Annotated in this window: 27 protein-coding genes and 1 pseudogene; 6 read left to right on the plus strand and 22 right to left on the minus strand. The window is 39.1% G+C overall.

From position 1 onward, the window contains the following. Nucleotides 1-34: 34 nt before the first annotated feature. From NE363_RS15250 to ppx, 5 genes are read right to left on the minus strand one after another with little or no spacing between them, the layout of a single operon-like run. Nucleotides 35-604: a YggT family protein gene (locus NE363_RS15250; protein WP_002054582.1), complete on the minus strand. Its 570-nt coding sequence runs from the start codon at nt 602-604 to the stop codon at nt 35-37. Between the two features lie 21 nt (nt 605-625). After that, nucleotides 626-1,462, minus strand: coding sequence for a pyrroline-5-carboxylate reductase (proC, locus tag NE363_RS15255; RefSeq protein ID WP_191108061.1), 837 nt, complete (start codon nt 1,460-1,462; stop codon nt 626-628). Continuing rightward, entirely contained in the window at nt 1,437-2,837 is a 1,401-nt protein-coding gene (tilS, locus tag NE363_RS15260) for a tRNA lysidine(34) synthetase TilS (RefSeq protein WP_445535392.1), read from the minus strand. Before tilS ends, proC begins: the two co-directional genes overlap by 26 nt. Beyond that, nucleotides 2,774-3,595, minus strand: a complete 822-nt coding sequence (locus tag NE363_RS15265; RefSeq protein WP_004698563.1) for an acetyl-CoA carboxylase carboxyltransferase subunit alpha — start codon at nt 3,593-3,595, stop codon at nt 2,774-2,776. The genes tilS and NE363_RS15265 overlap by 64 nt, the downstream gene beginning before the upstream one ends. An 18-nt stretch (nt 3,596-3,613) precedes the next feature. Next, the gene (gene ppx / locus NE363_RS15270; protein WP_004698565.1) at nt 3,614-5,134 is read right to left on the minus strand and encodes an exopolyphosphatase; all 1,521 of its coding nucleotides are present in this window, start codon (nt 5,132-5,134) and stop codon (nt 3,614-3,616) included. A gap of 279 nt (nt 5,135-5,413) precedes the next feature. On the opposite strand from ppx, the gene trxA reads away from it, so the two are divergent. Next, nucleotides 5,414-5,740, plus strand: coding sequence for a thioredoxin (trxA, locus tag NE363_RS15275; RefSeq protein WP_002054512.1), 327 nt, complete (start codon nt 5,414-5,416; stop codon nt 5,738-5,740). A 320-nt stretch (nt 5,741-6,060) separates the two neighbouring features. Then, nucleotides 6,061-7,329: a transcription termination factor Rho gene (gene rho, locus NE363_RS15280; RefSeq protein WP_001054522.1), complete on the plus strand. Its 1,269-nt coding sequence runs from the start codon at nt 6,061-6,063 to the stop codon at nt 7,327-7,329. 186 nt (nt 7,330-7,515) lie between these two features. On the opposite strand, the gene NE363_RS15285 is transcribed toward rho, so the two are convergent. After that, the gene (locus tag NE363_RS15285; protein WP_081400256.1) at nt 7,516-7,650 is read right to left on the minus strand and encodes a hypothetical protein; all 135 of its coding nucleotides are present in this window, start codon (nt 7,648-7,650) and stop codon (nt 7,516-7,518) included. 93 nt (nt 7,651-7,743) lie between these two features. Between NE363_RS15285 and NE363_RS15290 the strand changes: the two genes are divergently transcribed. Continuing rightward, nucleotides 7,744-7,980, plus strand: a complete 237-nt coding sequence (locus NE363_RS15290; RefSeq protein WP_019456649.1) for a hypothetical protein — start codon at nt 7,744-7,746, stop codon at nt 7,978-7,980. A 168-nt stretch (nt 7,981-8,148) separates the two neighbouring features. Here NE363_RS15290 and NE363_RS15295 read toward each other — a convergent pair whose 3' ends face one another. From NE363_RS15295 to pheS, 3 genes are read right to left on the minus strand one after another with little or no spacing between them, the layout of a single operon-like run. Further along, nucleotides 8,149-8,445: an integration host factor subunit alpha gene (locus tag NE363_RS15295; protein WP_000126166.1), complete on the minus strand. Its 297-nt coding sequence runs from the start codon at nt 8,443-8,445 to the stop codon at nt 8,149-8,151. Continuing rightward, nucleotides 8,442-10,823 carry a phenylalanine--tRNA ligase subunit beta gene (gene pheT, locus NE363_RS15300; protein ID WP_019456648.1) on the minus strand — a complete coding sequence of 794 codons (2,382 nt, stop codon included), beginning with the start codon at nt 10,821-10,823 and terminating at the stop codon, nt 8,442-8,444. Before pheT ends, NE363_RS15295 begins: the two co-directional genes overlap by 4 nt. A 32-nt stretch (nt 10,824-10,855) precedes the next feature. Continuing rightward, nucleotides 10,856-11,836, minus strand: a complete 981-nt coding sequence (gene pheS, locus NE363_RS15305) for a phenylalanine--tRNA ligase subunit alpha (RefSeq protein WP_002054514.1) — start codon at nt 11,834-11,836, stop codon at nt 10,856-10,858. A 157-nt stretch (nt 11,837-11,993) separates the two neighbouring features. On the opposite strand from pheS, the gene NE363_RS15310 reads away from it, so the two are divergent. Beyond that, the gene (locus NE363_RS15310; RefSeq protein WP_445535393.1) at nt 11,994-12,995 is read left to right on the plus strand and encodes a hypothetical protein; all 1,002 of its coding nucleotides are present in this window, start codon (nt 11,994-11,996) and stop codon (nt 12,993-12,995) included. 6 nt (nt 12,996-13,001) lie between these two features. Here NE363_RS15310 and NE363_RS15315 read toward each other — a convergent pair whose 3' ends face one another. The 5 genes and pseudogenes from NE363_RS15315 to NE363_RS15335 all read right to left on the minus strand — a co-directional run. Next, the gene (locus NE363_RS15315) at nt 13,002-13,505 is read right to left on the minus strand and encodes a GNAT family N-acetyltransferase (RefSeq protein WP_445535394.1); all 504 of its coding nucleotides are present in this window, start codon (nt 13,503-13,505) and stop codon (nt 13,002-13,004) included. 54 nt (nt 13,506-13,559) lie between these two features. Then, on the minus strand, nt 13,560-14,117 hold the full coding sequence (locus tag NE363_RS15320) for an NADAR family protein (RefSeq protein WP_107973744.1): 558 nt from the start codon (nt 14,115-14,117) through the stop codon (nt 13,560-13,562). Nucleotides 14,118-14,208: 91 nt separating this feature from the next. Further along, complete coding sequence (gene rplT / locus NE363_RS15325; RefSeq protein WP_000124858.1) at nt 14,209-14,568, minus strand: 50S ribosomal protein L20; 360 nt, start codon at nt 14,566-14,568, stop codon at nt 14,209-14,211. 11 nt (nt 14,569-14,579) lie between these two features. Next, the gene (gene rpmI, locus NE363_RS15330) at nt 14,580-14,774 is read right to left on the minus strand and encodes a 50S ribosomal protein L35 (protein ID WP_002054552.1); all 195 of its coding nucleotides are present in this window, start codon (nt 14,772-14,774) and stop codon (nt 14,580-14,582) included. A gap of 11 nt (nt 14,775-14,785) precedes the next feature. Continuing rightward, nucleotides 14,786-14,884, minus strand: a pseudogene (locus NE363_RS15335) (hypothetical protein); the annotation flags it as partial. A gap of 138 nt (nt 14,885-15,022) precedes the next feature. Between NE363_RS15335 and nreB the strand changes: the two are divergent. Beyond that, nucleotides 15,023-16,273 carry a nickel resistance MFS transporter NreB gene (gene nreB, locus NE363_RS15340; RefSeq protein ID WP_445535395.1) on the plus strand — a complete coding sequence of 417 codons (1,251 nt, stop codon included), beginning with the start codon at nt 15,023-15,025 and terminating at the stop codon, nt 16,271-16,273. Between the two features lie 40 nt (nt 16,274-16,313). On the opposite strand, the gene NE363_RS15345 is transcribed toward nreB, so the two are convergent. The 4 genes from NE363_RS15345 to thrS form a co-directional block, all read right to left on the minus strand. Further along, entirely contained in the window at nt 16,314-16,742 is a 429-nt protein-coding gene (locus NE363_RS15345; protein ID WP_445535396.1) for a YqaA family protein, read from the minus strand. A gap of 53 nt (nt 16,743-16,795) precedes the next feature. After that, complete coding sequence (locus NE363_RS15350) at nt 16,796-17,416, minus strand: glutathione S-transferase N-terminal domain-containing protein (RefSeq protein WP_019456643.1); 621 nt, start codon at nt 17,414-17,416, stop codon at nt 16,796-16,798. A gap of 205 nt (nt 17,417-17,621) precedes the next feature. Further along, entirely contained in the window at nt 17,622-18,173 is a 552-nt protein-coding gene (gene infC, locus NE363_RS15355; protein ID WP_077162708.1) for a translation initiation factor IF-3, read from the minus strand. A 5-nt stretch (nt 18,174-18,178) separates the two neighbouring features. Beyond that, entirely contained in the window at nt 18,179-20,101 is a 1,923-nt protein-coding gene (gene thrS, locus NE363_RS15360; protein WP_019456642.1) for a threonine--tRNA ligase, read from the minus strand. 412 nt (nt 20,102-20,513) lie between these two features. On the opposite strand from thrS, the gene NE363_RS15365 reads away from it, so the two are divergent. Beyond that, nucleotides 20,514-22,142, plus strand: a complete 1,629-nt coding sequence (locus tag NE363_RS15365) for an acyl-CoA synthetase (RefSeq protein WP_445535397.1) — start codon at nt 20,514-20,516, stop codon at nt 22,140-22,142. 55 nt (nt 22,143-22,197) lie between these two features. Here NE363_RS15365 and yjgA read toward each other — a convergent pair whose 3' ends face one another. The 4 genes from yjgA to panC are packed head-to-tail and all read right to left on the minus strand — an operon-like array spanning nt 22,198 to nt 24,725. Continuing rightward, a complete protein-coding gene (gene yjgA, locus NE363_RS15370; RefSeq protein WP_004698595.1) occupies nt 22,198-22,734 on the minus strand; it encodes a ribosome biogenesis factor YjgA in 537 nt (178 codons plus the stop codon). A 2-nt stretch (nt 22,735-22,736) separates the two neighbouring features. Beyond that, nucleotides 22,737-23,006, minus strand: a complete 270-nt coding sequence (locus tag NE363_RS15375; RefSeq protein WP_019458135.1) for an HPr family phosphocarrier protein — start codon at nt 23,004-23,006, stop codon at nt 22,737-22,739. After that, complete coding sequence (gene rapZ, locus NE363_RS15380; RefSeq protein WP_019458134.1) at nt 23,003-23,854, minus strand: RNase adapter RapZ; 852 nt, start codon at nt 23,852-23,854, stop codon at nt 23,003-23,005. Before rapZ ends, NE363_RS15375 begins: the two co-directional genes overlap by 4 nt. Before the next feature lie 22 nt (nt 23,855-23,876). Beyond that, on the minus strand, nt 23,877-24,725 hold the full coding sequence (panC, locus tag NE363_RS15385) for a pantoate--beta-alanine ligase (protein ID WP_077162710.1): 849 nt from the start codon (nt 24,723-24,725) through the stop codon (nt 23,877-23,879). Nucleotides 24,726-24,728 lie beyond the last annotated feature (3 nt).

The raw sequence follows: 24,728 nt of genomic DNA on the forward strand, positions 1-24,728 counted from the left end.
CTGTGAAATACAGCCCTTTTTTTATCGTCTCAACTTAGAGTCCAGTTAAAAGAACTTTAGCGACTTCATTCATTAAGATCTCGGCAATATAGAGTGCCAAGAATGCCAAAATTGGAGATAAATCAATCATTCCCATATTAGGCAACAAACGACGGAATGGTGCCAGTAATGGTTCAGCTAAATCTTGAATCACCTCAATATAAGGTGAACGCGATTGAGTGAACATAACCACCCAACTCAAAATGATTGTCGCAAAAATTAAATAACGGCAGAAACGAATCAAATCTTGAATCATGGTCACAAATGTCAGAATCACTAAATGAATCGGACTATTTGGCATTGAACCTGAAAGATACATTACACCGAAAATTTTCAGTAAATATAAAATAATTAAAAGAACTAACGCGGCTAAATTGAATCGGCCTTTTGCGACCGTTGGAAAAATTCGGCCAAAAATATCAACAATTTTCGTCGCTTTTACTGTCGATAAAACCACAGGATTATAAGGACTTACTGCCGCCAATTGCATTAAAAAACGGAAAAAGACCAATAAAATCGCGACATTAATTAAAATTCCAAAAATTAGCGCAGAATTTGCACCCATAGTTGTCTTATCCTATTTAAGCTATTTTGCACTGTCACTCAGTTCTTGAGCCAACTCTTGACTACGCTTCTGTGCAGCAGCCAATGCAGATTGAATATTTTGGGAGATTTGTGCACGGTCAAAAACTTCAAGTGCAGCTTGTGTCGTACCATTTGGTGATGTCACATTCTTACGAAGTTCAGATGGAGTATTTGAACTCGTAATCGCCATTTGAGCTGCACCTAATGCCGTTTGAAGAGTTAAAGCAGTGGCAACTTTTTCATCAAGTCCTAAATTTTTACCAGCACGGATCATACTTTCCATGAGATAGAAAAAATATGCAGGACCTGAGCCAGAAACCGCTGTTACCGCATCAATTTGAGCTTCGGAGTTTACCCAAATTGTTAAGCCTGTGGCTGCTAAAATTTGACTCGTTAATTCACGATCCGCAGAACCCACCACATCATTTGCATAGATACCATGCGCACCAGTTTGAACGAGGGCTGGCGTATTTGGCATAACTCGGACAATTCGATTGCTATCAATTAAGTTTGATATCGTTTGAATTTCAGCACCAGCAATAATTGATATAACCAATTTATCTGCTAAAAGCCCTTTTAGAGGACGCAAAACAGTTGCCAAAACTTGTGGTTTTACTGCCAATACAACGACATCAGCATTTTTAATTGCAGCCACATTATCTTGTGTTACATGAACTTCTTTTTCTTGTAATAAATGGCGGATTTGTTCAACTGGATCTGAAACGGTAATACGTGTTGGCGGTAAACCTCTTGAAATCAGGCCACCAATCAACGCTTGGGCCATATTACCACCACCAATAAAACAGATATTACTATTTACTGCACTTGTCATAACCATATTCGCCATTTACCAGATCACAAGAATGAGAAATTAAATCTGGTTGCCATCCTCCTTGCTCACAATACGGAGACTGAGCCAACCAAAATCCTTTCGGTGTAAAAACCCCAAGCATAACATTATCTATGACTAATATTTGAATTGTATGACGAAGCCAAGGCAAAATATGTGCTTCTTGAATTGCTTTTTTTAACGGCCATTGCCCAATACGACCGTATAAATGGACTTTTTCACCGCCTTGACGTCGAATTATTTTCAATTCTTTATTTAATAAAGAATGACTCAAACCAATTTCTTTAGACAGAATATGAAAAAGTCCAGAAGCCCCCTGCCATTTTTCTTCTAATTTAAATATATGCTCGAGTTCAGCTTCAACCGGATTTAATGTTTCAGCAAGAAAATCTTGCTTACTTAATCTATAAAGGTAATTTTGATAACGGACATAGTAAAACTGATTCCAGTGCAAAGCGGCTTGTGCATCAGACTTTGAATTAATTACTTCACTCTTTAACCGCTCAACCATTTCAAATGCAGGCCGATATTGTCCATCACCTTTCATCCAAACAGAAAGTAATTGACGCTGACGTGCAGATGTCAACTCTAGTAATTTAGTTAAATCTAAACACTCAGCCGTGCCACAATGCTCTAAATCAACTTTTAAAACTTCTTCTAAAATTTCAGAAGCGTCTTGCATCAGGTAACTGGTTCGGCTTAAAGCCTGCTGCATTTTTGGAAATCGGCTTTGTAAGAGTGGCCAAAGCTCTTCACGTGACCATGCCCGATCATAATGAATATCATAATTTGTAGGATCATTTATATACTCAATTTCAAGTTGAGCGGTCCAAGCAGCAATTTGTTCACGAGTTAAATCTAAAAAAGGACGCCAAATCGCCATATCCACACGATAGTCAATAGACTGCATAGCAGCAAGTCCATCAACACCAGCTCCTGACAACAATCTTAATATAACTGTTTCGGCTTGATCTTGTTGATGGTGTGCAAGCACTAAAGTTTCATTAGGTTGTAAATGCTGTAGATAAGCTTGATAACGTGCCTGACGTGCTTGAGCTTCCAAATTACCATCAGTAACTTGGACTTTTTGAATAATATAAGGGATATTTAAACTTATTGCTTGATTGGCAACTAGTTTCGACCATTCTGCACTTTGTTCTTGCAGTTGATGATCAATGTGAATTACTCGGATCTTTTGAGGGAAAATTTGAGACATCAAATGTAGCAGCAGCATTGAATCCATGCCGCCACTACATCCAATAAGAAAAGAGCTATTCTCTGAAAACTCTTGAGACTGCTTTAAGACGCTATGCCTAAATTTTCGCTGCCAAACTTCATTAAACGTTGATAACGTGCTTCGCATCGTTCATTTGCATCCATTGGTAGCAATTCATCTAAAGCTTGCTTCAAAACTACTTTTAGATTTTGCATAACACGCTCAGGGTCTAAATGAGCCCCTTCGCCTTCATCTACTACATATTCAACAATACCTAAAGATTGCAGCTTATCTGCTGTCAAACCTAAAGCTTCACTTGCTTGAGCAGCTTTTTCAGCAGTCTTCCACAAAATAGATGCACAGCCTTCTGGTGAAATAACAGAATAAATACTATGAGATAGCATAATTACTCGGTCAGCAACACCAATACCTAAAGCACCACCAGAACCGCCTTCACCGAGTACTGTTGCAACTACAGGAACTTTCAAACTTGAAAGTTGAGCAAGACTCGTTGCAATTGCTTCAGCTTGTCCACGCTCTTCAGCACCAACACCTGGGTAAGCGCCCATAGTATCAATAAATGTAAAGACTGGAAGATTAAAACGCTCAGCCATATCTAATAAACGCTGAGATTTACGGTAACCTTCTGGGTTCGCCATACCAAAGTTGTGCTTTAATTTTTCACGGGTACTACGACCACGGTGTTGTCCAATGACCATCACAGGTTGACCGTCAAAACGAGCAAGACCACCTACCATCGCACCATCGTCACCAAACAAACGATCACCATGCAAGGCATCAAACTCTGTAAAGATTTCACCGACATAATCTAGAAATTGCGGACGATCAGGATGACGTGCAATTTGAACCGTTGTCCACGCTTTGGACTGAGTAGCTTTTTTCATAGGTCGAATATTATCCCTTTAATCGATAAATTTTTCCGACTGAATATTCAATTCAATGTCCCAATGCTTAAACTGCTCTTGCTCATCATGCAAGTCGGCAACTAACAATGGCCATTGTTTGGCATCACCAGAAACACTAAGCTGCCATTGTTGATCATTTATGATGGTTAATTCAATGGCAGGAAGCATCTGATCACTGCGACTATGATTGAGTAAAACTGCAAGGCGAAGTAATAAACTTAAGTAAAGTAATTTATTACCGCCAGCCTTCAAAACTTCATTTTTTACATCATTACGTAATTTACGTCGATGGTGAGCAACTAAATGTGAAAGATGATTTTGATCAATTTGTGAGAAACCAGGAATATCAGAATGCTGTAATAAATAAGCACCATGACGATGATATCCACCGTGACTAATTGCTAAACCAATTTCATGCAAATAGGCAGCTCTACGTAGTAAGTCACTGTCTTCACTAGTTAAATTAAGTGATTTTGCAACACCATCAAATAAATGTTGGGCTGTATTTACGACACGTTCTGCTTGTTTAGGATCGGCGTTATAGCGCCCCATTAAGGCCTGTACACTACGATCACGAATATCTTCATGCTTAAAACGACCTAACAGGTCATACATGACTCCTTCACGTAATGCACCATCAGAATATGCCAAACGTTCAATTTCTAAAACTTCAAAAACTGCGTACAAAATTGCCAATCCGGCTGGCAAAACTGCTCGTCGATCTTCTCGTAAACCTTCAAAATCAATTTCAGAAATATTTTTGAACTTAAGTAGTTTATCTTTGAGTTTATATAGGCCTTCTCGAGTGACATTTTCTTGTTCGTCACTTAACCCCATATTCACCATAATTTGACGGCAAGCTTTAATCGTTCCACTTGAGCCAACAACAGTATCCCAACCTTCCATCTTATAAGTCGTTGCGATTGCTGAAAGTTCTTTACGGGCAGCAACTACAGCTTTATCAAAGGCTTTTTGTGTGATTTCGCCATCAGCGAAATAAGCTTTTGTATAAGCTACACATCCCATTTGTAATGATTCGGTATAAATTGGCTCAAACTCTTCGCCAATGATAAACTCGGTAGATCCCCCACCAATATCTACAACCAAACGACGTCCACCATTAGCCATCGTGTGAGATACACCAAGATAAATCAAACGAGCCTCTTCACGACCCGCAATAATTTCAATAGGTTTAGGTAAAATTTCGGCCGCTTTTTGAATAAATTCATGACCATTTTTAGCCTGACGTAAAGCGTTGGTTGCCACAATTCTTAAACGATTGGGTTGAACCGAACTTAAACGTCCAACGAAACGAGCTAAACATGCTAATCCACGTTGTTGCGCTGCTTCTGTTAGGTTTTTATTTTCATCCAGACCAGCTGCAAGCTGTACTTTCTCTGACATTGAAGCCACTTTTTTAACTTCACCGTGATCTACCCGTGCAATCGCAAGGTGAAAACTGTTCGACCCCATATCTATGGCAGCAAGTAATTCTTCATCAATCAGAAAGTCAGACATTATTGAACTAAACCCATAACAATTCACGCCTAGAGTAATTCACAAGAATGCAATTGAAAAGCCATTTTCATCAACATTTATTAGCCATCGATATTTTTCTATTTGTTAAACGATTGTACAAGCCGATGATGAATATCGTGAGCATCCATTAGACAAATTTAGTTAAGCCTTGAATAATAGCATCAAACCCTTACATTGAACTAAGTAGCTATGTAATACTTATAGAGATTATATCCTCACACAGTGATAGCACTTTTTTCTAAAAATTGGAGCCGTACCATGTCTGCGACTATTGTAAATACAACTGATGATAACTTCCAAGCAGATGTTCTTGATGCTGAAACACCTGTACTTGTTGACTTCTGGGCAGGTTGGTGTGCGCCTTGTAAAGCCATTGCACCTGTTCTTGAAGATTTATCAAGTGAATATGCTGGTAAAGTAAAAATCGTTAAAGTTGACGTGACTTCTTGTGAAGATACTGCAGTAAAATACAATATCCGTAATATTCCCGCTCTATTACTTTTCAAAAATGGTGAAGTAGTAGCTCAACAAATCGGTGCTGTACCTCGTTCTAAACTCGTTAGCTTTATTGACGAAAACGTTTAAAACGAAACGTTATAGATGAAAATACGCTATACCTATATAGCGTATTTTTTTCGGCTATAAATTGACAAATTAGCTGATCTCACTTATATTGCATGCTCAAGAGGCACTGAAGGGAATCGTCTTCTGTCCGGCTTCTTACAAGACACAAACATAAAGATCGCCACTCGGCAACAGAAATTGTTTTTTCACATTTCTCTTCGAAACAGTTAATCAGACTTCTGAATTGTTATTGTGTAAATACAATTGCGATACTCTTTTTTGTATGCGAGCGATTTTTCTTCTTTTAAACCACACTCTACTCTTTCCTAATTCTGACCCTTATGAATTTAACTGAACTCAAGAAAAAACCAATCGGCGAACTAATTAAAATTGCTGAATTTATGGGCCTTGAAGGTATGGCTCGTAACCGAAAGCAAGATATTATCTTTGCGATCTTGAAACGCCATGCAATGAATGGCGAAGAAATTTTTGGTGACGGCGTTCTTGAAATTCTCTCTGATGGTTTTGGTTTTTTGCGCTCTGCCGCAGGTTCGTATTTAGCAGGTCCGGATGATATTTATGTGAGTCCTTCACAAATCCGACGCTTTAACTTGCGTACAGGTGATACCATCACAGGTACTATTCGCCCTCCAAAAGAAGGTGAGCGTTATTTTGCGTTGCTCAAAGTTAATCAAATTAACTATGACACGCCAGAAAATTCTCGAAATAAAATTTTATTTGAAAACTTAACTCCTCTTTTCCCAACCGAACAATTGGTTATGGAACTAGGTAATGGTACGACAGAAGACTTAACTGCTCGTGTTGTCGACTTAGTTGCCCCAATTGGTAAAGGTCAACGTTCAATTATTGTTGCACCGCCTAAAGCGGGTAAAACAATGTTACTTCAAAACATTGCGCAATCTATTGTTAGAAACAATCCGGAAGTGTTCCTTATTGTTTTACTTATTGATGAGCGTCCAGAAGAAGTAACTGAAATGGAGCGTACTGTACGCGGTGAAGTTGTTGCCTCAACATTTGATGAAGCACCTGCCCGTCACGTACAAGTTGCAGAAATGGTGATTGAAAAAGCAAAACGTCTTGTTGAACATAAAAAAGATGTTGTGATTTTGCTTGACTCTATTACACGTTTAGCTCGTGCATACAACACTGTAATTCCTTCATCTGGCAAGGTACTAACAGGTGGTGTAGATGCTCACGCATTAGAACGTCCTAAACGTTTCTTTGGTGCTGCACGTAACATCGAAGAAGGTGGTTCTTTAACGATCATTTCTACTGCGCTTATTGAAACTGGCAGTAAAATGGACGATGTAATTTACGAAGAATTCAAAGGTACTGGTAACCAAGAAATTACACTTGATCGCCGTATTGCTGAAAAGCGTGTCTTCCCTGCCATGAATATCAAAAAGTCTGGCACACGTCGCGAAGAACGTTTAATGGATGAAGATAAATTACGTAAAGTCTGGATTCTCCGCAAACTTCTTCACCCTATGGATGAGTTGGCTGCTATGGAATTCTTACTTGATCGTATGAAAGAAACGAAAACAAATGATGATTTCTTTGATCAAATGAAACGTAAAGCTTCAACTTAATTAATTTTATTATCATTCAAAAAAGCTACTCTATTGAGTAGCTTTTTTATTTGGTTGACAAGCTTTACACAAAAATACATTTTGTTATTTTCTATGTAAGAATATATTTAAGCTTTTGAAAACAAATATTTTTAATTTAAAAAAATTAGGTTTTTTAATAGCTTATTCACACCTTTTCCAATATATTCAAACTAATTGATTGTTTTTTTCTGTTAAAAAACAGCCTGTTTTTTGATTTTTTCTGCGCTTTTTTGACAGGTGGCAGTAGTATTTCAACATGCGCAGTGATAGCATAGCGGCAGACCAGTTAGACTGCTCCATGCGTTGTTACCTAGCTACGTTTAGGAATAATAAAAGCCAAACAGCCTAACTTAGGTTTTTTTAATCTCAAATTTTTTTTGTGAGAGTGATGCCATGTTATTCAAAAAATTCGCTGTTGCTGCTGCTGTTGCTGCTACTTTAGCTTTCGTTGGTTGTTCTAAGAAAGAAGAAGCTCCTGCTGCTGCTGCTGCTTCTGAAGCTGTAGCTGCTGCTTCTGAAGCTACTGTTGCTGCTTCTGAAGCTGCTACTGCTGCTGCTTCAGCTGTTGACGCTGCTGCTGCTTCTTCTGAAGCTGCTGCTTCTGCACCTGCTGCTTCTGCTGCACACTAATCTATACTCTAGATTAGATAAAAAAGAGGACTTTATGTCCTCTTTTTTTATGCTTAAATTTTATAATTTAAACAATAAGTACGTTATATATTATTTAAATAATATTTTTCACCTATAGAATATATCTTATTTTAAGCCCTTAAAAATTATAAATAAAAAAAAAGCAGATCAATCGATCTGCTCATTTCCAACGCGTTGTCTAAATTTCTGACCTGCTCTAAAGGTCACTACTCGGCGAGCAGAAATTGGAATTTCTTCGCCTGTTTTAGGATTGCGTCCTGGACGCTCGCGTTTATCTCTAAGTTCGAAATTACCAAAACCAGAAAGCTTAACCTGTTCACCCGCAATCAGCGCTTGGCTAATTTCGTCAAAGAACAACTCGACCATTTGTTTTGCTTCACGGCGATTTAAGCTGGTTAACTCACTTAAATGATCAGCCATGTCTGCTTTAGTTAGTGCTGTCATGAGGCCCTCAATGTCGCTTGATAAGTGTTTTCTAACACTTGGATTATATTGTCCATACCAGATTTAATTTCAGCATCTTCAAGCGTACGTGAAGGATGTTGCCATAGTAGTGCAAACGCTAATGAGCGTTTACCTTCTTCGACACCCTGCCCCGTATACACATCGAATAACCAAGTAGAGTCTAAAAGCTCTCCACCAGTTTTTTCGATTAACTGCTGAATATCTCTAACATTTATATTATCAGAGATTAAAAGCGCAATATCACGTCTAACCGAAGGAAAACGTGATAATTCTGTAAAATTAGATACATAAGATTGCAAAACTGCTGCCTGATCAAGCTCAGCAACCCAAGTTGTGCTCAAATCGAGCTCATTTTCTAAAGATGGGTGCAAACGGCCTAGGTAACCAATTGATTTACCATCAACTAAAATTTCAGCTGACTGTCCCGGATGTAACCAAGCACGCTCTGAGCGTACATATTCAACTTTGACACGTCCAGCAGCTAAAACTTCTTCTACTTCACCTTTGAAGTCGAAGAAATCCATTGGCTGTGGCTTAGCATGCCATGATTCTGGTTCACGAGAACCTACAGCAATTAAAGCTAATGTCGGGATTTGCTTTAAGTCTTGAATAGACGTAGCATTTTGATAATCAAAACGCAAACCAAGCTCAAAGAAACGCACACGGCTTTGCTGACGGTTTAAATTATATTGTACACAAGGAATTAAGCTAGAAAGCAAAGTGCTACGCATTGCTGCCAAATCACTTGAGATTGGATTTGCGAGCATTAATGGATTTACTTGTGGGTTCAATTGCTTTTCAAGTTTTGCATCAGCAAAGCTAAAACTAATTGCTTCTTGGTAGCCCAAAGTAACTACTGTTTGGCGTAACTGTGCAATTTCAAAACGATCTTGGTACTTAGCAAGCTGAACATCCATGCTTGGTAGACTAATCTGGATATTGTCATAACCATCAATACGTGCAACTTCCTCAATCAAATCTTGATAAATTGCCATATCGTAACGATGTGATGGAGGAATAACGCTCCACTCACCTTCAGCTTTAACAGTTACTTTACAACCTAGTCGAGTTAAAGCATCTGTAATGAAATCAGCAGCAACTTGATATCCCAATAATTGGTCTACTTGAGCTTGCTTAAGTTCAATAGCTTCACGTTTTGGAAGTAAATCCGTTTTTTCAGCTACAGTGATAGGACCAAACTCACCACCCGCTAATTCTTTAATGAGCTGAGAAGCACGATTCATCGCAATTAATGGCAATTCAAAATCTACACCGCGTTCATAACGTTGCGAAGAATCTGTATGTAAACCAAAACGGCGAGCACGCCCAGCAATCGCAAGTGGAGCGAAGAATGCGCTCTCCAAGAAGATATCAGCTGTATCATCAGTTACACTTGATGCTAGACCACCCATGATACCTGCGATTGCTAAAGCTTTCTGGTCATCTGCAATAACCATTATATCTTCTTGCAACTCAACTTCTTGATCATTCAAAAGTTGCAACTTTTCTTGTGGCTGAGCTTGGCGAACGTGCACAGTACCTTCGATTTTAGCTAAATCGAAAGCATGCATTGGCTGACCCAATTCCATAAGGACGTAGTTCGTTACATCAACCAAAATACTGTGAGTACGAATTCCTGAACGTGCTAAAGCTTGTTCCATCCACTCTGGAGTAGCAGCTTTCACATTCACATTTTTAACTACACGTCCTAAATAGCGTGGAGCACCATCCGTGCTGATCACTACTTTTTTCTCATCAGTGATTGTCGCATCAACTGACTTGATTTCAGGCTCATTCATTTGCAGTTGGTTGATTACCGCAATCTCACGTGCGATACCACGGATACTAAAACAGTCACCACGGTTTGGCGTAATACTGATATCGATGACGTTATCATCAAGTTTTAAGTATTCACGGATGTTTACCCCTACTGGAGCATCGGCAGGTAGCTCAAGCAAACCATCGATTTTATCTTCAAGGTCGATTTCAGAAGCACCGCACAACATACCTTGTGACTCGACACCACGAAGCTTACCTTTTTTGATTTTAAAATCGCCTGGTAATACTGCGCCAATAGTTGCGACAGGTGCTTTCATACCAGCACGAACGTTAGGAGCACCACATACAATTTGCAGAGGCTCACCTGAACCAATATTCACTGTTGTGACGCGTAGACGGTCTGCATCTGGATGTTGTTCAACTGTTAGAACTTCACCAACCACCACTCCAGTAAATGGCTTAGCAACAGGCGCTAGTTCATCTACCTCAAGACCAAGCATAGTCAACTGATCAGATAATGTATCACTATCAATGGCTGGGTTAACCCATGTGCGTAACCAATTTTCGCTAATCTTCATCTTTATAAACCTTATTTAATCCTGAAAAAATGTTAGGCAAATTGGCGTAAGAAACGCACATCATTTTGATAGAACATACGCAAGTCATTAATGCCATAACGCAACATTGCAAAACGCTCTACACCTAAACCAAAAGCAAAGCCTTTGTATTTATCAGGATCAATACCCGCAGCACGCAATACATTTGGATGTACCATGCCACAGCCCAATACTTCTAACCAACGTCCACGCTCATCCATGATATCCACTTCTGCACTAGGCTCTGTAAATGGGAAATATGATGGGCGGAAACGTACTTTTAAATCTTTCTCAAAAAATTCATTCAGTAGGTTAATTAATAAACCTTTTAATTCAGCAAAACTGGTGTTCTCAGCAACGTACAAGCCTTCGATTTGATGGAACATTGGCGAATGCGTTTGGTCTGAGTCACAGCGATATACACGGCCCGGACATACAATACGAATTGGCGGCTGGCTTGTTTCCATAGTACGAATTTGCACACCAGAAGTATGCGTACGCAACAAATGGTTTGCATCGAAATAGAAAGTATCGTGCATGGCACGTGCAGGGTGATGCCCAGGAATATTTAATGCTTCAAAGTTATGATAGTCATCTTCAACTTCCGGTCCTGTTGCAACTGTAAAACCAGCTTTAGTAAAGAACTGGCAAATACGTTCTTGTACTTGAGTAACAGGATGAACTGTACCAATGCGCTGTCCACGACCTGGTAAAGTAATATCAATGGTCTCATTTGCTAGTTTTTGCGCTAGCGCAGCTTGTTGTAGTGCCGTTTGACGCTCAGTTAAAGCGCTATTAATTGTTTCTCGAACAGCATGAATCGCAGCACCTTGTACTTTGCGTTCTTCAGGGTCCATTTTCCCTAATGCTTTCGATTGTTCTGCAAGCTGGCTTTTTTTCCCTGTAAATTGCACACGCACCTGATCAAGTGCAACAAGGTCTTGAGCTGCTGCAATGGCAGCAAGCGCTTCTGTGGTCAGGGCTTCCAGTGACATATTAACTCTCAAAGCAACAAATTTAAAAATATAATAAAACACTGCATTCTAACAGTTTTTCACCGTATTGATGAAGTTTATCCATCATGAAAAATGTATTAGGCAACAAAAAGATAAAACGTATAAAATAATACTATCGTCAATGAGATCAATTATTATGGCGCTCAATCAGATTTGGAAACAACAACTTACACTTGTGACCTACGGTAATGAATACCTTCGCCAGAATTCAAGCTTCAACCAATGGCGACAACATCATATTTTTGACCAACATAGTTTTCAGTTTCGTGACTTAATTTCACAGCATTTACTTGCTCAACATTTCCAAGTTTGGCTAGAAGCACTCAAAAAACAGGGAACAACCCAAATCTCTCTTCACTTATCAACCATCTTAAATGAAGAGCAGAATCCAAATAATAATGTAGAACTTTTACCTTATACCCATTTTATTGTGAGCCATCAAAACAATAAAAAAATCGCATGGATTTTTGGCCATGAGCTTGCCGAATGGTATAGCAGCGATAACGAGTTTGAACCACCTTTAAATCAGCGTAGTGATTTACGCTTAGAAACTTTTTGGCGTTTTGAACTGAACGAAAAATTATCTAAGAAAGTTGATGCTGACTTAAAAGCACCTCAATGGGATGAAATTGCTGACTTTATGGAAACTGAGTTATTTCGAAGTAAGTATGCAGCAGGTTTTGAAGAACCTAAATTTGAGAAAAAATATTTTGATGGGTCAACACATCAAATTTCGGTAGATCATCAACCGACTCTTGCTCTTATTCCTGAAAACTACCCAGCTGATTGTGCACATCAACTCCTCTACCGCACTCAGGCTTTATCAGATTATTTAGAGCAGAAGAAACGCACCGCAAATGATCCTTTAAGGGAAGACTTAGACCAAGAACAAATTATTAACTTAAGAAATTTTACCCACAAAACTGACGACCTATTTGCAAAGCTGATTGTGAAAGCAGCAAATCACTATCAAACAGCTCAATTAAAACCTGTTGAGAAACCCTCTCCTTTTGATGCAACGAATGAGTCCGCAACTCATTTAAAAGCACCTCATCATAAAGCTGGTGGAACAGGTGTAATCAAGCTTATTGTTCTAACCATCATTATTTGTGCCTTAGCTTATTATTTTGGTCTTTAATCAAGATTAAAGTTCCCATTGATAAAGCAACTCTGTTATTCCGAAGCCGAACTCTGGTAGTTCGGCTTCACCAATTAACTTTGCTCCCATTTTTTCATAGAAGAAGCGACTCGGATTTTTATTAAAAACCTCTAAACGAATAAAAGCATAACCTTGATTTAAAGCGCATTGATAGAACTTTTGGAATAACTCACGGCCTACACCTTGTTTTTGAACTTCTTTTAAAAGATAAAAAGCAAGAATTTCAGCAATATTACTTTCTGGGTTTAAATAACCATCAAGAAAGCCTTTCACTACCCCATTTTCAGTATAGATAAATAACTGATGATCAGGACTTCTGCTTATCTCTTTCCATAACTGTTCTTTATCTAGTACGTTAAGCTCATCTAATATTTCTTGCTTAACCATACCAGCATAGATTTCTTTCCAAGCTTGCACATGTACTTCTGCAATAGATAATGCATCCTTAAATGAGGCTATACGAATATCTGTGTCATTTAATGGTTTCAATTCACTCCCCTCACGTTAGTACTTTTTAAAGTGAAGCATTGATAACACACCAACCTATTCAGTTAAAAACTGCTCTCGAACATGCATTAAAGCAAATCCCAACAAATTTAGACCTTGCCATAGAGATGGATCTTGGATGTGTGGATGGTCTTGGGCCATACCAATACCCCAAATTTTATCGACAGGAGATGCTTCAACCAAAATACGGTCTTTCGTTGCCAATAAGAATTTTTTCAATTCAGGATGCTGTGAAAATTTAGCAAAATTCGCCTGCACCACGATGTCAAAACGATTTTCTTGCCATATCTGTTCATCATAATTACGCACTTTACGGCCTAGCTGCTTCGCTTCATTCGGATGTTTAACCTGCAAAATTCGTGCAAAAATTTCTTCATCATTAAATAATTTTGCTTTTTGCGCCATCATATAGTGCTCAGCAGTAAAGTATTCAACACCTTCTACCTTAAATTGCGCTGGGAACCACTGGCTAAAACAGCTTTTATCAACAAGATCAGCTTGTTTAGGAGTATGTCCCCAGAAATATAAGTATTTATACTGGTGACCTTGCTGCACTTTTTGAATTAAATCATTTAAAAATTTTTCGTCTTTCATCATTTATCTCTGATTATTTTCTCTTTTTAAAATAGAACCGCTAAAAATAAAAAAGACCGCTAAAAAGCGGTCTTTCTTTGAATCTCTAAGCTTATGCAGCTAATGCGCCTTTAGCTTTTTCAGCTAAAGCAGCAAATGCTACTGCATCATGCATAGCGATGTCAGCTAATACGCGACGGTCGATGATCACTTGAGCTTTTTTCAAGCCATCGATCATACGGCTGTAAGACAAACCGTTTTGACGAGCACCAGCATTGATACGCGCAATCCATAAAGCACGGAATTGACGTTTCTTTTGACGGCGGTCACGGTAAGCGTATTGACCAGCTTTGATTACCGCTTGGAACGCTACGCGGTAAACGCGTGAACGAGCACCATAGTAACCTTTAGCGCGAGCAAGAATTTTTTTGTGACGACGATGAGCCACTACACCACGTTTTACACGAGCCATTTATAATCTCCTTAGATGTATGGGCACATACGACGAACTGAATTCATGTCAGAAACATGAACCATTACACAGCCGCGTAATTGACGGATACGTTTAGCAGATTTTTTGGTCAAGATGTGGCGCTTGAACGCTTGTTTACGCTTAAAACCGTTTGCAGTCGCTTTGAAGCGTTTAGCTGCACCACGGCGAGTTTTTAACTTAGCCATAGTAACCTCTTTTAGGCACCTGTTCGGCGCGATCGCACCATTGCAAAATCGACCTGCAGGTAAGGAAGCGCGTATTTTATAGCATGCTGACTAAAATTAAAACTACTCTTAGCATTTTTTTGGATTACCAACTTAACAAACTAAAAAATTCATATCATTTTTTAGAAGGTAGTCATTGCTAATAAATTCAGCATCGTGGCTTATTTCACTCTATAATATGTTCAAATTATCAACATACGATATTTCAAATGCAGAAACATGATGCATTCGCTGCACTGCGCTATAGAGATTTCTCTATTGTTACCATTAATCAATTTTGCTTAACGTTAGCAATTTTGATTCAAGAAATTATTGTTGCTTATTCACTTTATCAAATTACCAAAGATCCTCTAACTTTAGGCTTAATTGGATTAGCAGAAGCCATTCCATTTATTGCCCTATCGCTTTGGGGTGGCTATTTTGCTGATAAATTTAATAAACAGGTCATTATGAAAATCTGTTTATTTTTCTCAGTGCCTCTACCTTTAGTTTTGTGGCTACTGTTTCATTTACATGGTTTAGGCCATATCAGCGTAAATTTCCTTTCTTGGGGTATTTATGCAGTGATTTTTGGCTTAGGTACCATACGTGGGTTTTACAATCCCTCTGCCACATCATTGAAACCATTCTTAATTCCACGCGGGCTTTATGCCAATGGCGCAACATGGACAACGATTGGTTGGCAAAGTGGCGTGATTATTGGGCCTATGCTAGGTGGGTTTATGCTTGCTTACTTAGGCAGAGAAACCAGTCTTTTTAGTGTTGCAGCCCTACTTAGCATCTGTTTTATTCTCATTAATTTATTACAAAAACGAAGCTTTCCTAAAATTGAAACTACCAATGTATTAGAAAGCTTAGGTGATGGTTTCCGCTTTATATGGAAAACCAAAATAGTTCTCTGGGCTATTTCTCTAGACCTTGCCTCTGTTTTATTTGGAGGCGTGATTGCCCTACTGCCTATCTTTGCAGAAGATATTTTAAAAGTGGGACCAGAAGGCTTAGGTTATCTGCGTGCAGCACCATCTATTGGTGCACTCATTACCATGATTGCTTTGACTCGTTTTCCTCCAACTCAGCACGCATGGCGTAATATGCTACTCGCAGTTGCTGGGTTTGGTATATTTACGATTCTTTTCGCTTTCTCAAACAATATGTGGTTATCACTATTTGCACTGGCGATGACAGGTGCTTGTGACAGTATTTCAGTTGTGGTTAGACAAACCATTTTGCAAATTTTCCCGCCAGAAAATATGCGTGGTCGCGTTGCGGCTGTAAATGGAATGTTCGTTTCATCTAGTAATGAATTGGGTGCATTTGAATCAGGCCTAGCAGCTAAATATTTGGGAACGATTGCCGCGACTATTTTTGGTGGTTGTATGACACTTGCAGTGGTCACGTTCTGTTGGTTAAAAACCAACGACCTATTTAAAGTCGACATTACCAAAAGCTCAGAAGACTAATTAAATCCTTTTAATAAAAGCATCTTCGGATGCTTTTACTTTAAATAAAGTCTGTAATTACCCAATAAATGAAAATATAACGCCCAGCCTTAGCAATAAGAACCATAAATAAAAAGCGCCAAAAATTTTCTTTGAATAAGCCAGCAACCAGAGTAATAGGGTCACCAATCACAGGTGTCCAACTTAAAAGCAGCGAATAAAAGCCATACTTATAATAAAAACGTTGAGCTTGTTCTAAACGTTTTTCAGAAACTGGGAACCATTTTTTATGTTTAAACTGTTCTATTTTTAAACCTAACCACCAGTTCACGCATGAACCAAGTACATTTCCGAAAGTAGCAATCGAAATGAGAAGAAAAGCGGAATGTTGATTTTTTAATAATAAAGAAGCGAGTACAGCTTCTGATTGTAGCGGTAATAATGTAGCAGCCCCAAAAGCACTCAAAAAAAGTAAAAAGTAACTTAGCATATTAAATTAAAACCAAACTACCTTTCACTTTATTCATTACCTATCAAGTAAAATTAGATAACTTTAATTGATAATGCTTTTTGTACAGCTGGACGTGCTGTTAAGCGAACAATGTATTCTTGTACATATGGGTAATCCTCTAATTGAATACCCTGCCATTCATAGCGCAAAATCCAAGGTAAAATTGCCATATCCGCAATTGAGTATTCGCCTGCAACAAACTTTTGCCCTATAAGCTGTTTGTTTAATACACCATATAGACGTTTAGTTTCATTCAAATAACGCTCTATGGCGTAAGGAATTTTCTCTGGTGCAAAGCGATTGAAGTGATGATTTTGTCCTAACATCGGGCCTAAACCACCCATTTGCCACATGAGCCATTGTTCTACTTCAACTCGCTCTTGCTCGTCGGTTGGATAGAACAAGCCAGTTTTTCGACCTAAATATTGTAAGATTGCGCCTGATTCAAATACTGAAATTGGCTCACCACGTGGACCATCCTGATCGACAATTGCAGGAATTTTATTATTTGGAGAGATTCTCAGGAAGTCGGGTTGAAATTGATCATTTTCTAAAATATTAATTGGATAAAGAGTGTAATCCAGTCCCATTTCTTCTAAGGCAATTGTGATTTTATGTCCATTGGGTGTACCCCAATAATATAGATCAATCATTCTATTTTCCTATTCATCGTTATCATGACTGCGTCTTGCGTTATATCATGTTTTGGGTAATACAATAATATTTCCAACACCAAAAAACACATAAAATTTGAGAATAACTTTGGTTCAAAAAGTTATTAAATCGCACTTTAAAGGAACTAAACTAGAAAATGACAAGCAAAAAAAAGCACTGCTTTTGCAGTGCTTTTTTTGAGTATTACTTTTTCTTTTTAGGTCCAAGTAACATACCCATTTGTCGACCTTCCATTTTCGGAGCTTGCTCTACAACCCCAAACTCAGCTACATCTGCTTCAATTTTTTGTAATTGAGCTAAACCAAGTTGTTGGTGAGCCATTTCACGACCACGGAAACGTAAGGTGATTTTGACTTTGTTGCCTTCTTCAAGGAACTTCAAAATAGCACGAAGCTTAACTTGATAATCACCTACATCAGTTGCTGGGCGTAGTTTGATTTCCTTCACTTGCACTTGATGCTGTTTTTTCTTGGCATCTTTTTGCTTCTGTTTCAGGTCAAACAAGTGCTTGTTGTAATCCATGATTTTACAAACAGGCGGCTCAGCGTTTGCGACAATCTCAACAAGGTCAAGATCTGCATCCTCAGCAGCACGCAGTGCTTCATTTAATGAAACAATTCCTTTTTGCTCACCATCAGCAGCGACGAGGCGTACTTCTTTTGCACGGATCTCATCGTTAATTGCTGGACGGTTACTCTTTGCACCTTGTTGTTGGTTACGGTCAGGCTGTTTAATCTTTCTTACTCCACAATATACCGGCCACGTTCGGCGACGGCAGATTTCACTAAGTCAATGAAAGCATCCACTGACATAGTACCTAAATTTTTTCCTGAGCGAGTACGTACATTCACTGTACCTTCTTCAACTTCTCGATCACCAAGAACTAACAGGTAAGGAATGCGCTCTAGAGTACGCTCACGAATCTTAAATCCGATTTTTTCATTTCTCAAGTCAGAAATAGCGCGAAGGCCATTTTCCTTGAGTTTTGCCACAACTTGCTCACTTGCTTCAGCTTGAGCGTCGGTAATGTTCATGACACATGCTTGTACAGGTGACAACCAAGGCGGCATAAAACCAGCGTAGTGTTCAATTAGTATACCAATAAAACGCTCAAAACTACCAAGAATTGCACGGTGCAACATTACAGGCTGATCACGTTCGTTTTCTTCAGTTACATAAGAAGCGTCTAAACGAACTGGCAAGTTGAAGTCACACTGAATGGTACCACATTGCCATACACGACCAAGACAGTCTTTTAAAGAGAACTCAATCTTTGGACCATAGAATGCGCCTTCACCCGGCTGCAACTCCCATTTAAGACCAGCTTCATCTAAAGCATCTGCTAAAGATTTTTCAGCTAAATCCCAAAGTGCGTCATCACCTACACGCTTTTCCGGACGAGTAGACAACTTCATTTGAACTTCTTCAAAGCCAAAGTCTTTATAAACATCTAAAGTGAGTTTAATAAAGTCTGCAACCTCTTTTCCGATCTGTTCTTTAGTACAGAAGATATGTGCATCATCTTGGGTAAAGCCACGAACACGCATAATACCGTGTAAAGAACCAGATGGTTCATTACGGTGACAAGAACCAAACTCAGCTAAACGAATTGGTAAATCACGGTAAGATTTCAAGCCTTGGTTGAACACTTGAACGTGACAAGGACAGTTCATTGGTTTTACAGCATAGTTACGACTTTCTGAATGAGTCGTAAACATATTTTCTGCATAGTTTGCTGCATGGCCAGATTTCTCCCAAAGCGTAAAGTCTACGATTTGTGGAGTTTTAATTTCTTGGTAACCATTATCTTGCTGAACTTTACGCATGTACTGCTCTAGTACTTGATAAATAGTCCAACCGTTTGCATGCCAGAACACCATACCCGGTGCTTCTTCTTGCATATGGAACAAGTCTAACGCTTTACCAATTTTACGATGGTCACGCTTTTCAGCTTCTTCAATACGCTTGATATAAGCTGCTAACTGTTTTTTATCAGCCCAAGCAGTACCATAAATACGTTGAAGCTGTTCATTCTTCGCATCACCACGCCAGTAAGCGCCAGAGATTTTTGTAAGTTTGAATGATTTTAAAAATTTAGTATTTGGTACGTGCGGACCACGACACATATCTAAATAATCTTGATGGTAGTACAAGCCCATTTGTGTTTCTTCAGGCATGTCTGCAATCAAGCGTAATTTATATTCTTCACCGCGTGCAGTAAATTCAGCAATGACTTCATCACGTGGCGTCATTTTTTTAACAACATCGTAATCTTGGTCGATGAGCTTTTTCATACGCTCTTCGATCGCTGCCATGTCATCTAATGTGAAAGGACGTGGCATCCAGATATCGTAATAAAAACCTTCTTCGATGACTGGACCAATCACCATTTTAGCTTCAGGGAAAAGCTGCTTTACAGCATGCCCTACAAGGTGTGCACAAGAATGGCGAATGATCTCAAGACCTTCTTCATCTTTTGGAGTGATAATTTGTAAGGTCGAGTCTTCGGTAATTAAGTCACATGCATCAACTAGGCGATCATTTACTCGTCCAGCAACGGTGTTTTTTGCTAAACCAGGCCCAATACTTTGAGCGACTTCCATAACAGATACAGGGTGATCAAAACTTTTTTGATCGCCATTTGGCAATGTGATAATTGGCATAAAAAAAATCCTTAAGGAGTGATGCCCTATACGAAGGAGCATTTCACCGCGAGATTATGATCGAGGCGAACCTCAAAATATAAAAACGGTGTAAATCAAAATTAAAAACCAGAAAGATTTTACACTTGTTCACGCCAAGTGAAAACCTTTGTGCCCATAAAATCATAAATAGATGTTGGTTATACGGTAAACAGCAATAAGTGACTTTCGTAAGTGTTTCTCATAAATTTTAAGAAATACATAAATAGGATAATTATTCATCAGAACTGATTTAACATGATGGAAATAGCATTTGTGCTCATTTTCTGACTGAGGGGTATTTCTGTTTAAGACTAAAGCATTAATGCTTTGATTAATATTAAGTCATATTTTCAAAGAATGAATTAAAAAATAGAACATGGAGTTGTTTCACATGGTTAGTGCATACGATGAATTACCACGTACACAAGCAAACTTTGTTGCGTTATCCCCTTTGCGGTATTTAGAACGGGCAGCTTATATATATCCAGATCAGGCTTCGATTATTCATGGCATTCGCTATATTTCGTGGAAAGAAACTTACCAGCGTTGTCGGCAATTTGCCTCTCAGCTTCAACAATTAGGTATTACTAAAAATGATACTGTTTCTGTATTATTGCCCAATATACCCGCAATGATCGAAGCGCATTTTGCTGTACCTATGGCTGGTGCTGTTCTTAATACATTAAATACTCGTTTAGATGCTAAAACCATCGCCTTTATGCTAGAGCATGCTGAAACTAAAGTACTTTTAGTTGACCCAGAGTTTGTTAATTTAGCCAGAGAAGCTCTCTCACTGATTCCTAACCAACGTATTATTGTGATTGATGTGGCTGATGAAGAATATGAGGGTGAAAATCAATTTCTTGGTTCATTTGAATATGAAGAATGGATTGCTCAAGGTGATGCCAATTTCGAATGGCATTTGCCGCAAGATGAGTGGGATGCGATTAGCTTAAATTACACCTCTGGGACAACAGGCAACCCTAAGGGCGTGGTTTATCACCACCGTGGGGCTTACTTAAATGCAGCGAGCAATATTCTAGCCTGTGGCATGAAACCTCGAGCCGTTTATTTATGGACGCTTCCTCTGTTCCATTGTAATGGCTGGTGCTTTGCGTGGAGTATTGCAGCAAGTGGCGGAACCAATATTTGTTTACGCAAAGTTGACCCCGAACTGGTGATGCAGCTTATTGCTAAACATAAAGTTGATTACTTCTGTGGCGCTCCAATCGTCTTGTCCATGATTATTAATCTACCGAAAGAAAAGCAGCCAAGCATAGAACATCATGTTGAAGTTATGGTGGCAGGTGCTGCTCCACCTGTCGCTGTAATTGAAGGTATGCGAAATATTGGAATCAATGTCAACCACGTTTATGGTTTAACTGAAACCTATGGACCATCTGCCCTTTGTGCCTCTCAAGCAGGATGGAGCGATCTTTCTATTACAGAACAAGCACAACTACATTCACGTCAGGGCGTGCCTTACCCACTTCAGGACAGTATGCGAGTGCTAGACCCTGAAACGATGCAACCTGTACCAAATGACGGTGAAACCATGGGAGAAATTATGTTCCGTGGCAATATTGTGATGAAGGGATATTTAAAAAATCCAAAAGCAACTGAAGAGGCATTTGCAGGTGGTTGGTTCCACACTGGAGATTTAGCGGTTTGTCATCCAGATGGTTATGCAAAAATTACGGATCGTTCCAAAGATATTATTATTTCCGGTGGAGAGAATATTTCATCTTTAGAAGTTGAGGATGTCTTATATAAGCATCCCGCAGTTTTAACAGCTGCTGTTGTGGCAAAACCCGATGAACGTTGGCAAGAAGTACCATGTGCATTTATTGAATTAAAAACAGGTGCTACAGCAACTCCTGAAGAAATTATTGCACACTGCCAAAAAGAGCTTGCTCGCTTTAAAGTTCCTAAGGATGTGGTCATTACCGAAATTCCAAAGACATCAACAGGCAAATTACAAAAATTTATCTTGCGTGAATGGGCAAAGGAGCGCGTTTAAATATTTTCAAATAAAAAAGCGACGTATTGAACGTCGCTTTTTTATTTGAAAGGTATTAGCCTTGATCTGACAATAAAGCAATTTGTTGCACGTAGTTAATAAACTTCTTTTTAGATGCTTCAAGATCTGCTTCTGCAACTTGCTGAGTTTTATCACGGTTAATTCTTAACACATGCTGACGCAAAGTATGACGCTCTGATGCATTATAAATTTTGCTAAACTCATTGATTGCAGGATCACCCTGTTCAATCATACGGTCTACCCAACGCATAAGTTGAGCTTGCTTTTTCGCACCTTGTTGAGGTGTCAAATAAGACAAAATGACTGTCTCATCTTCATTACGCAAGAGTTTACCAACACGCTGAAACTGGCGACGGCGTGCTTCAAACGAACTAATATTCTGGACTTCTAAAAGAGCATCAATTAAACGCTCATCAACCGGAAGTTTTTGAATCTGTTTGATAGAAAGTTGTGCTAACTGCTCACCTAAAGCAGCCATACGTTGAACTGCTTTTTTCTGTTCGGTTTTACTTGCACGTCCTTCTAAAGAATCAAAATCTTCTTCAGTATAACGCTGGGGACGACGTGCCACGATTAATCTGCCTCATAAAATTTTGCGGCGAATAACGCCTGTACTTCATTTAATGCCTGTTCTTCGTCAGCGCCATCAATGACCAAACGTAAAGTGGTCCCTTTACCTGCACCTAACATCAGTAACGACATAATATTCTTTGCATCTACCAAATGATCGCCCTTACCAATCTGAATTGACGAACGAAACTTCGTAGTGACCTCTATCAGTTTTCCTGATGCACGTGCATGTAAACCGAGTTTATTAATTACATCAACAGTTGTGTCTATCATGACCAGTGCTTCATTTCTCTGTGTAAGACCTGAACAGTCCATTCTGCCTCAAGTGCTTGTTTTAGTCTATCTACCATATAAACTGAACGATGCTGGCCGCCTGTGCAACCTATTGAAATCGTCATATAGTGACGATGCCCTTCAGCAAATGCAGGCAACCATTTTTTTAAGAAGTGGTGTATGTCCTCAAACATTTCATTTGCTTGCGGACTTGCTTCTAAAAACTGTCTTACTGGCTCATCTAAACCAGAAAAACGGCGTAATTCTAAATCCCAATGTGGATTTGGTAAATGCCGTACGTCAAAAACATAGTCAGCATCTAAAGGAATGCCATGTTTATAACCAAATGACTGCAATATAACAATCAGGTTATCCGACTGCCCTAATTTTGACAGCAAGATATGTTTTAAATCATGAACACTTTTATCTGTGGTATCAATATGAACAGTGGCACGGAACTGAATTGGAATCAGCAACTGCTTTTCTTCATGAATACACTGTAAAAGGCTTTTGAAACGGTTCGCCAACGGATGCGGGCGACGTGAAGCACTAAATCGAGCAATTAAATCTTGATCTTGTGTCGTCAGGTAAATCACATCAACCGTACCATGCTTTTGTAGTTGCTCAAAAACATGATCGAACTCTTGCATATCTGCCCGTGTACTTCGGACATCTACACCTAAAGCGAGTTGTTCAAGATTATTTTCATGATCTAGCTTTGCCACAATTTCAGGCAGCAATGCCAAAGGTAAATTATCAATACAGTAATAGCCCAAATCTTCCAACACTTGAAGAGCTGAAGATTTTCCTGAACCAGACTGTCCTGTCACGATAAGTATACGCTTCATGGCATGGCTGTCCTTTTATGTATTATTGAGGTGTAAAGGCAACTTGTAAATTATCAATTAAACGTGTCCCACCCAACTTAGCCGCAACAAACAACACAATATTACGATCAAATTGAGTAACAGGTAACAGATTTGACTGACGAGCTTCCACATAATCCACAACAAAACCATTGTCTGTCAACAACGTTTTTAAATCTGCCAAGACTTGTTGCAAATCCTTACCTTGATGTAATTGTTCTTCAGCTTGCTTTAGACCTTGATAGATGACTGGTGCCGTTTGACGCTGTTCAGGCGTCAAATAACCATTACGCGAACTCAATGCCAGACCATCTGCGGCACGAACAATAGGCACACCAATAACTTCCAACGGAATATTTAAGTCTTGAACAAACTGGCGAATTACAGCTAACTGTTGATAATCTTTTTGACCAAAGAAAGCATAGTTTGGCTGCACAATATTAAAGAGTTTTGTGACAACCAGCGCTACACCATCAAAATGTCCTGGGCGTGAACTACCACACAAGTCATCCGTAATTTGACTAACACTAATGTTAGTTAAACGAGGCTGTGTACCATACATTTGCTCGACTGAAGGTGCGAAAACGATGTCACAGCCAACATCTGCAAGTAGACGGCTATCTTGCTCCAAAGTACGTGGATAGTTGTCAAAATCTTCACCCGGACCAAATTGGGTCGGATTCACAAAGATACTTACAACCACAACATCACATAACTTCTTCGCTTCACGAACAAGTGTGAGATGGCCTTCATGTAGATTTCCCATAGTTGGGACAAAACCAATGATTTTACGTGCAGCTCTAGCAGGATTTAAAGAAGCAGCTAAGCCTTGTATAGTGGTTTCTGTTTTCATGAA

The sequence above is a fragment of the Acinetobacter sp. G18 genome, from assembly GCF_052660225.1.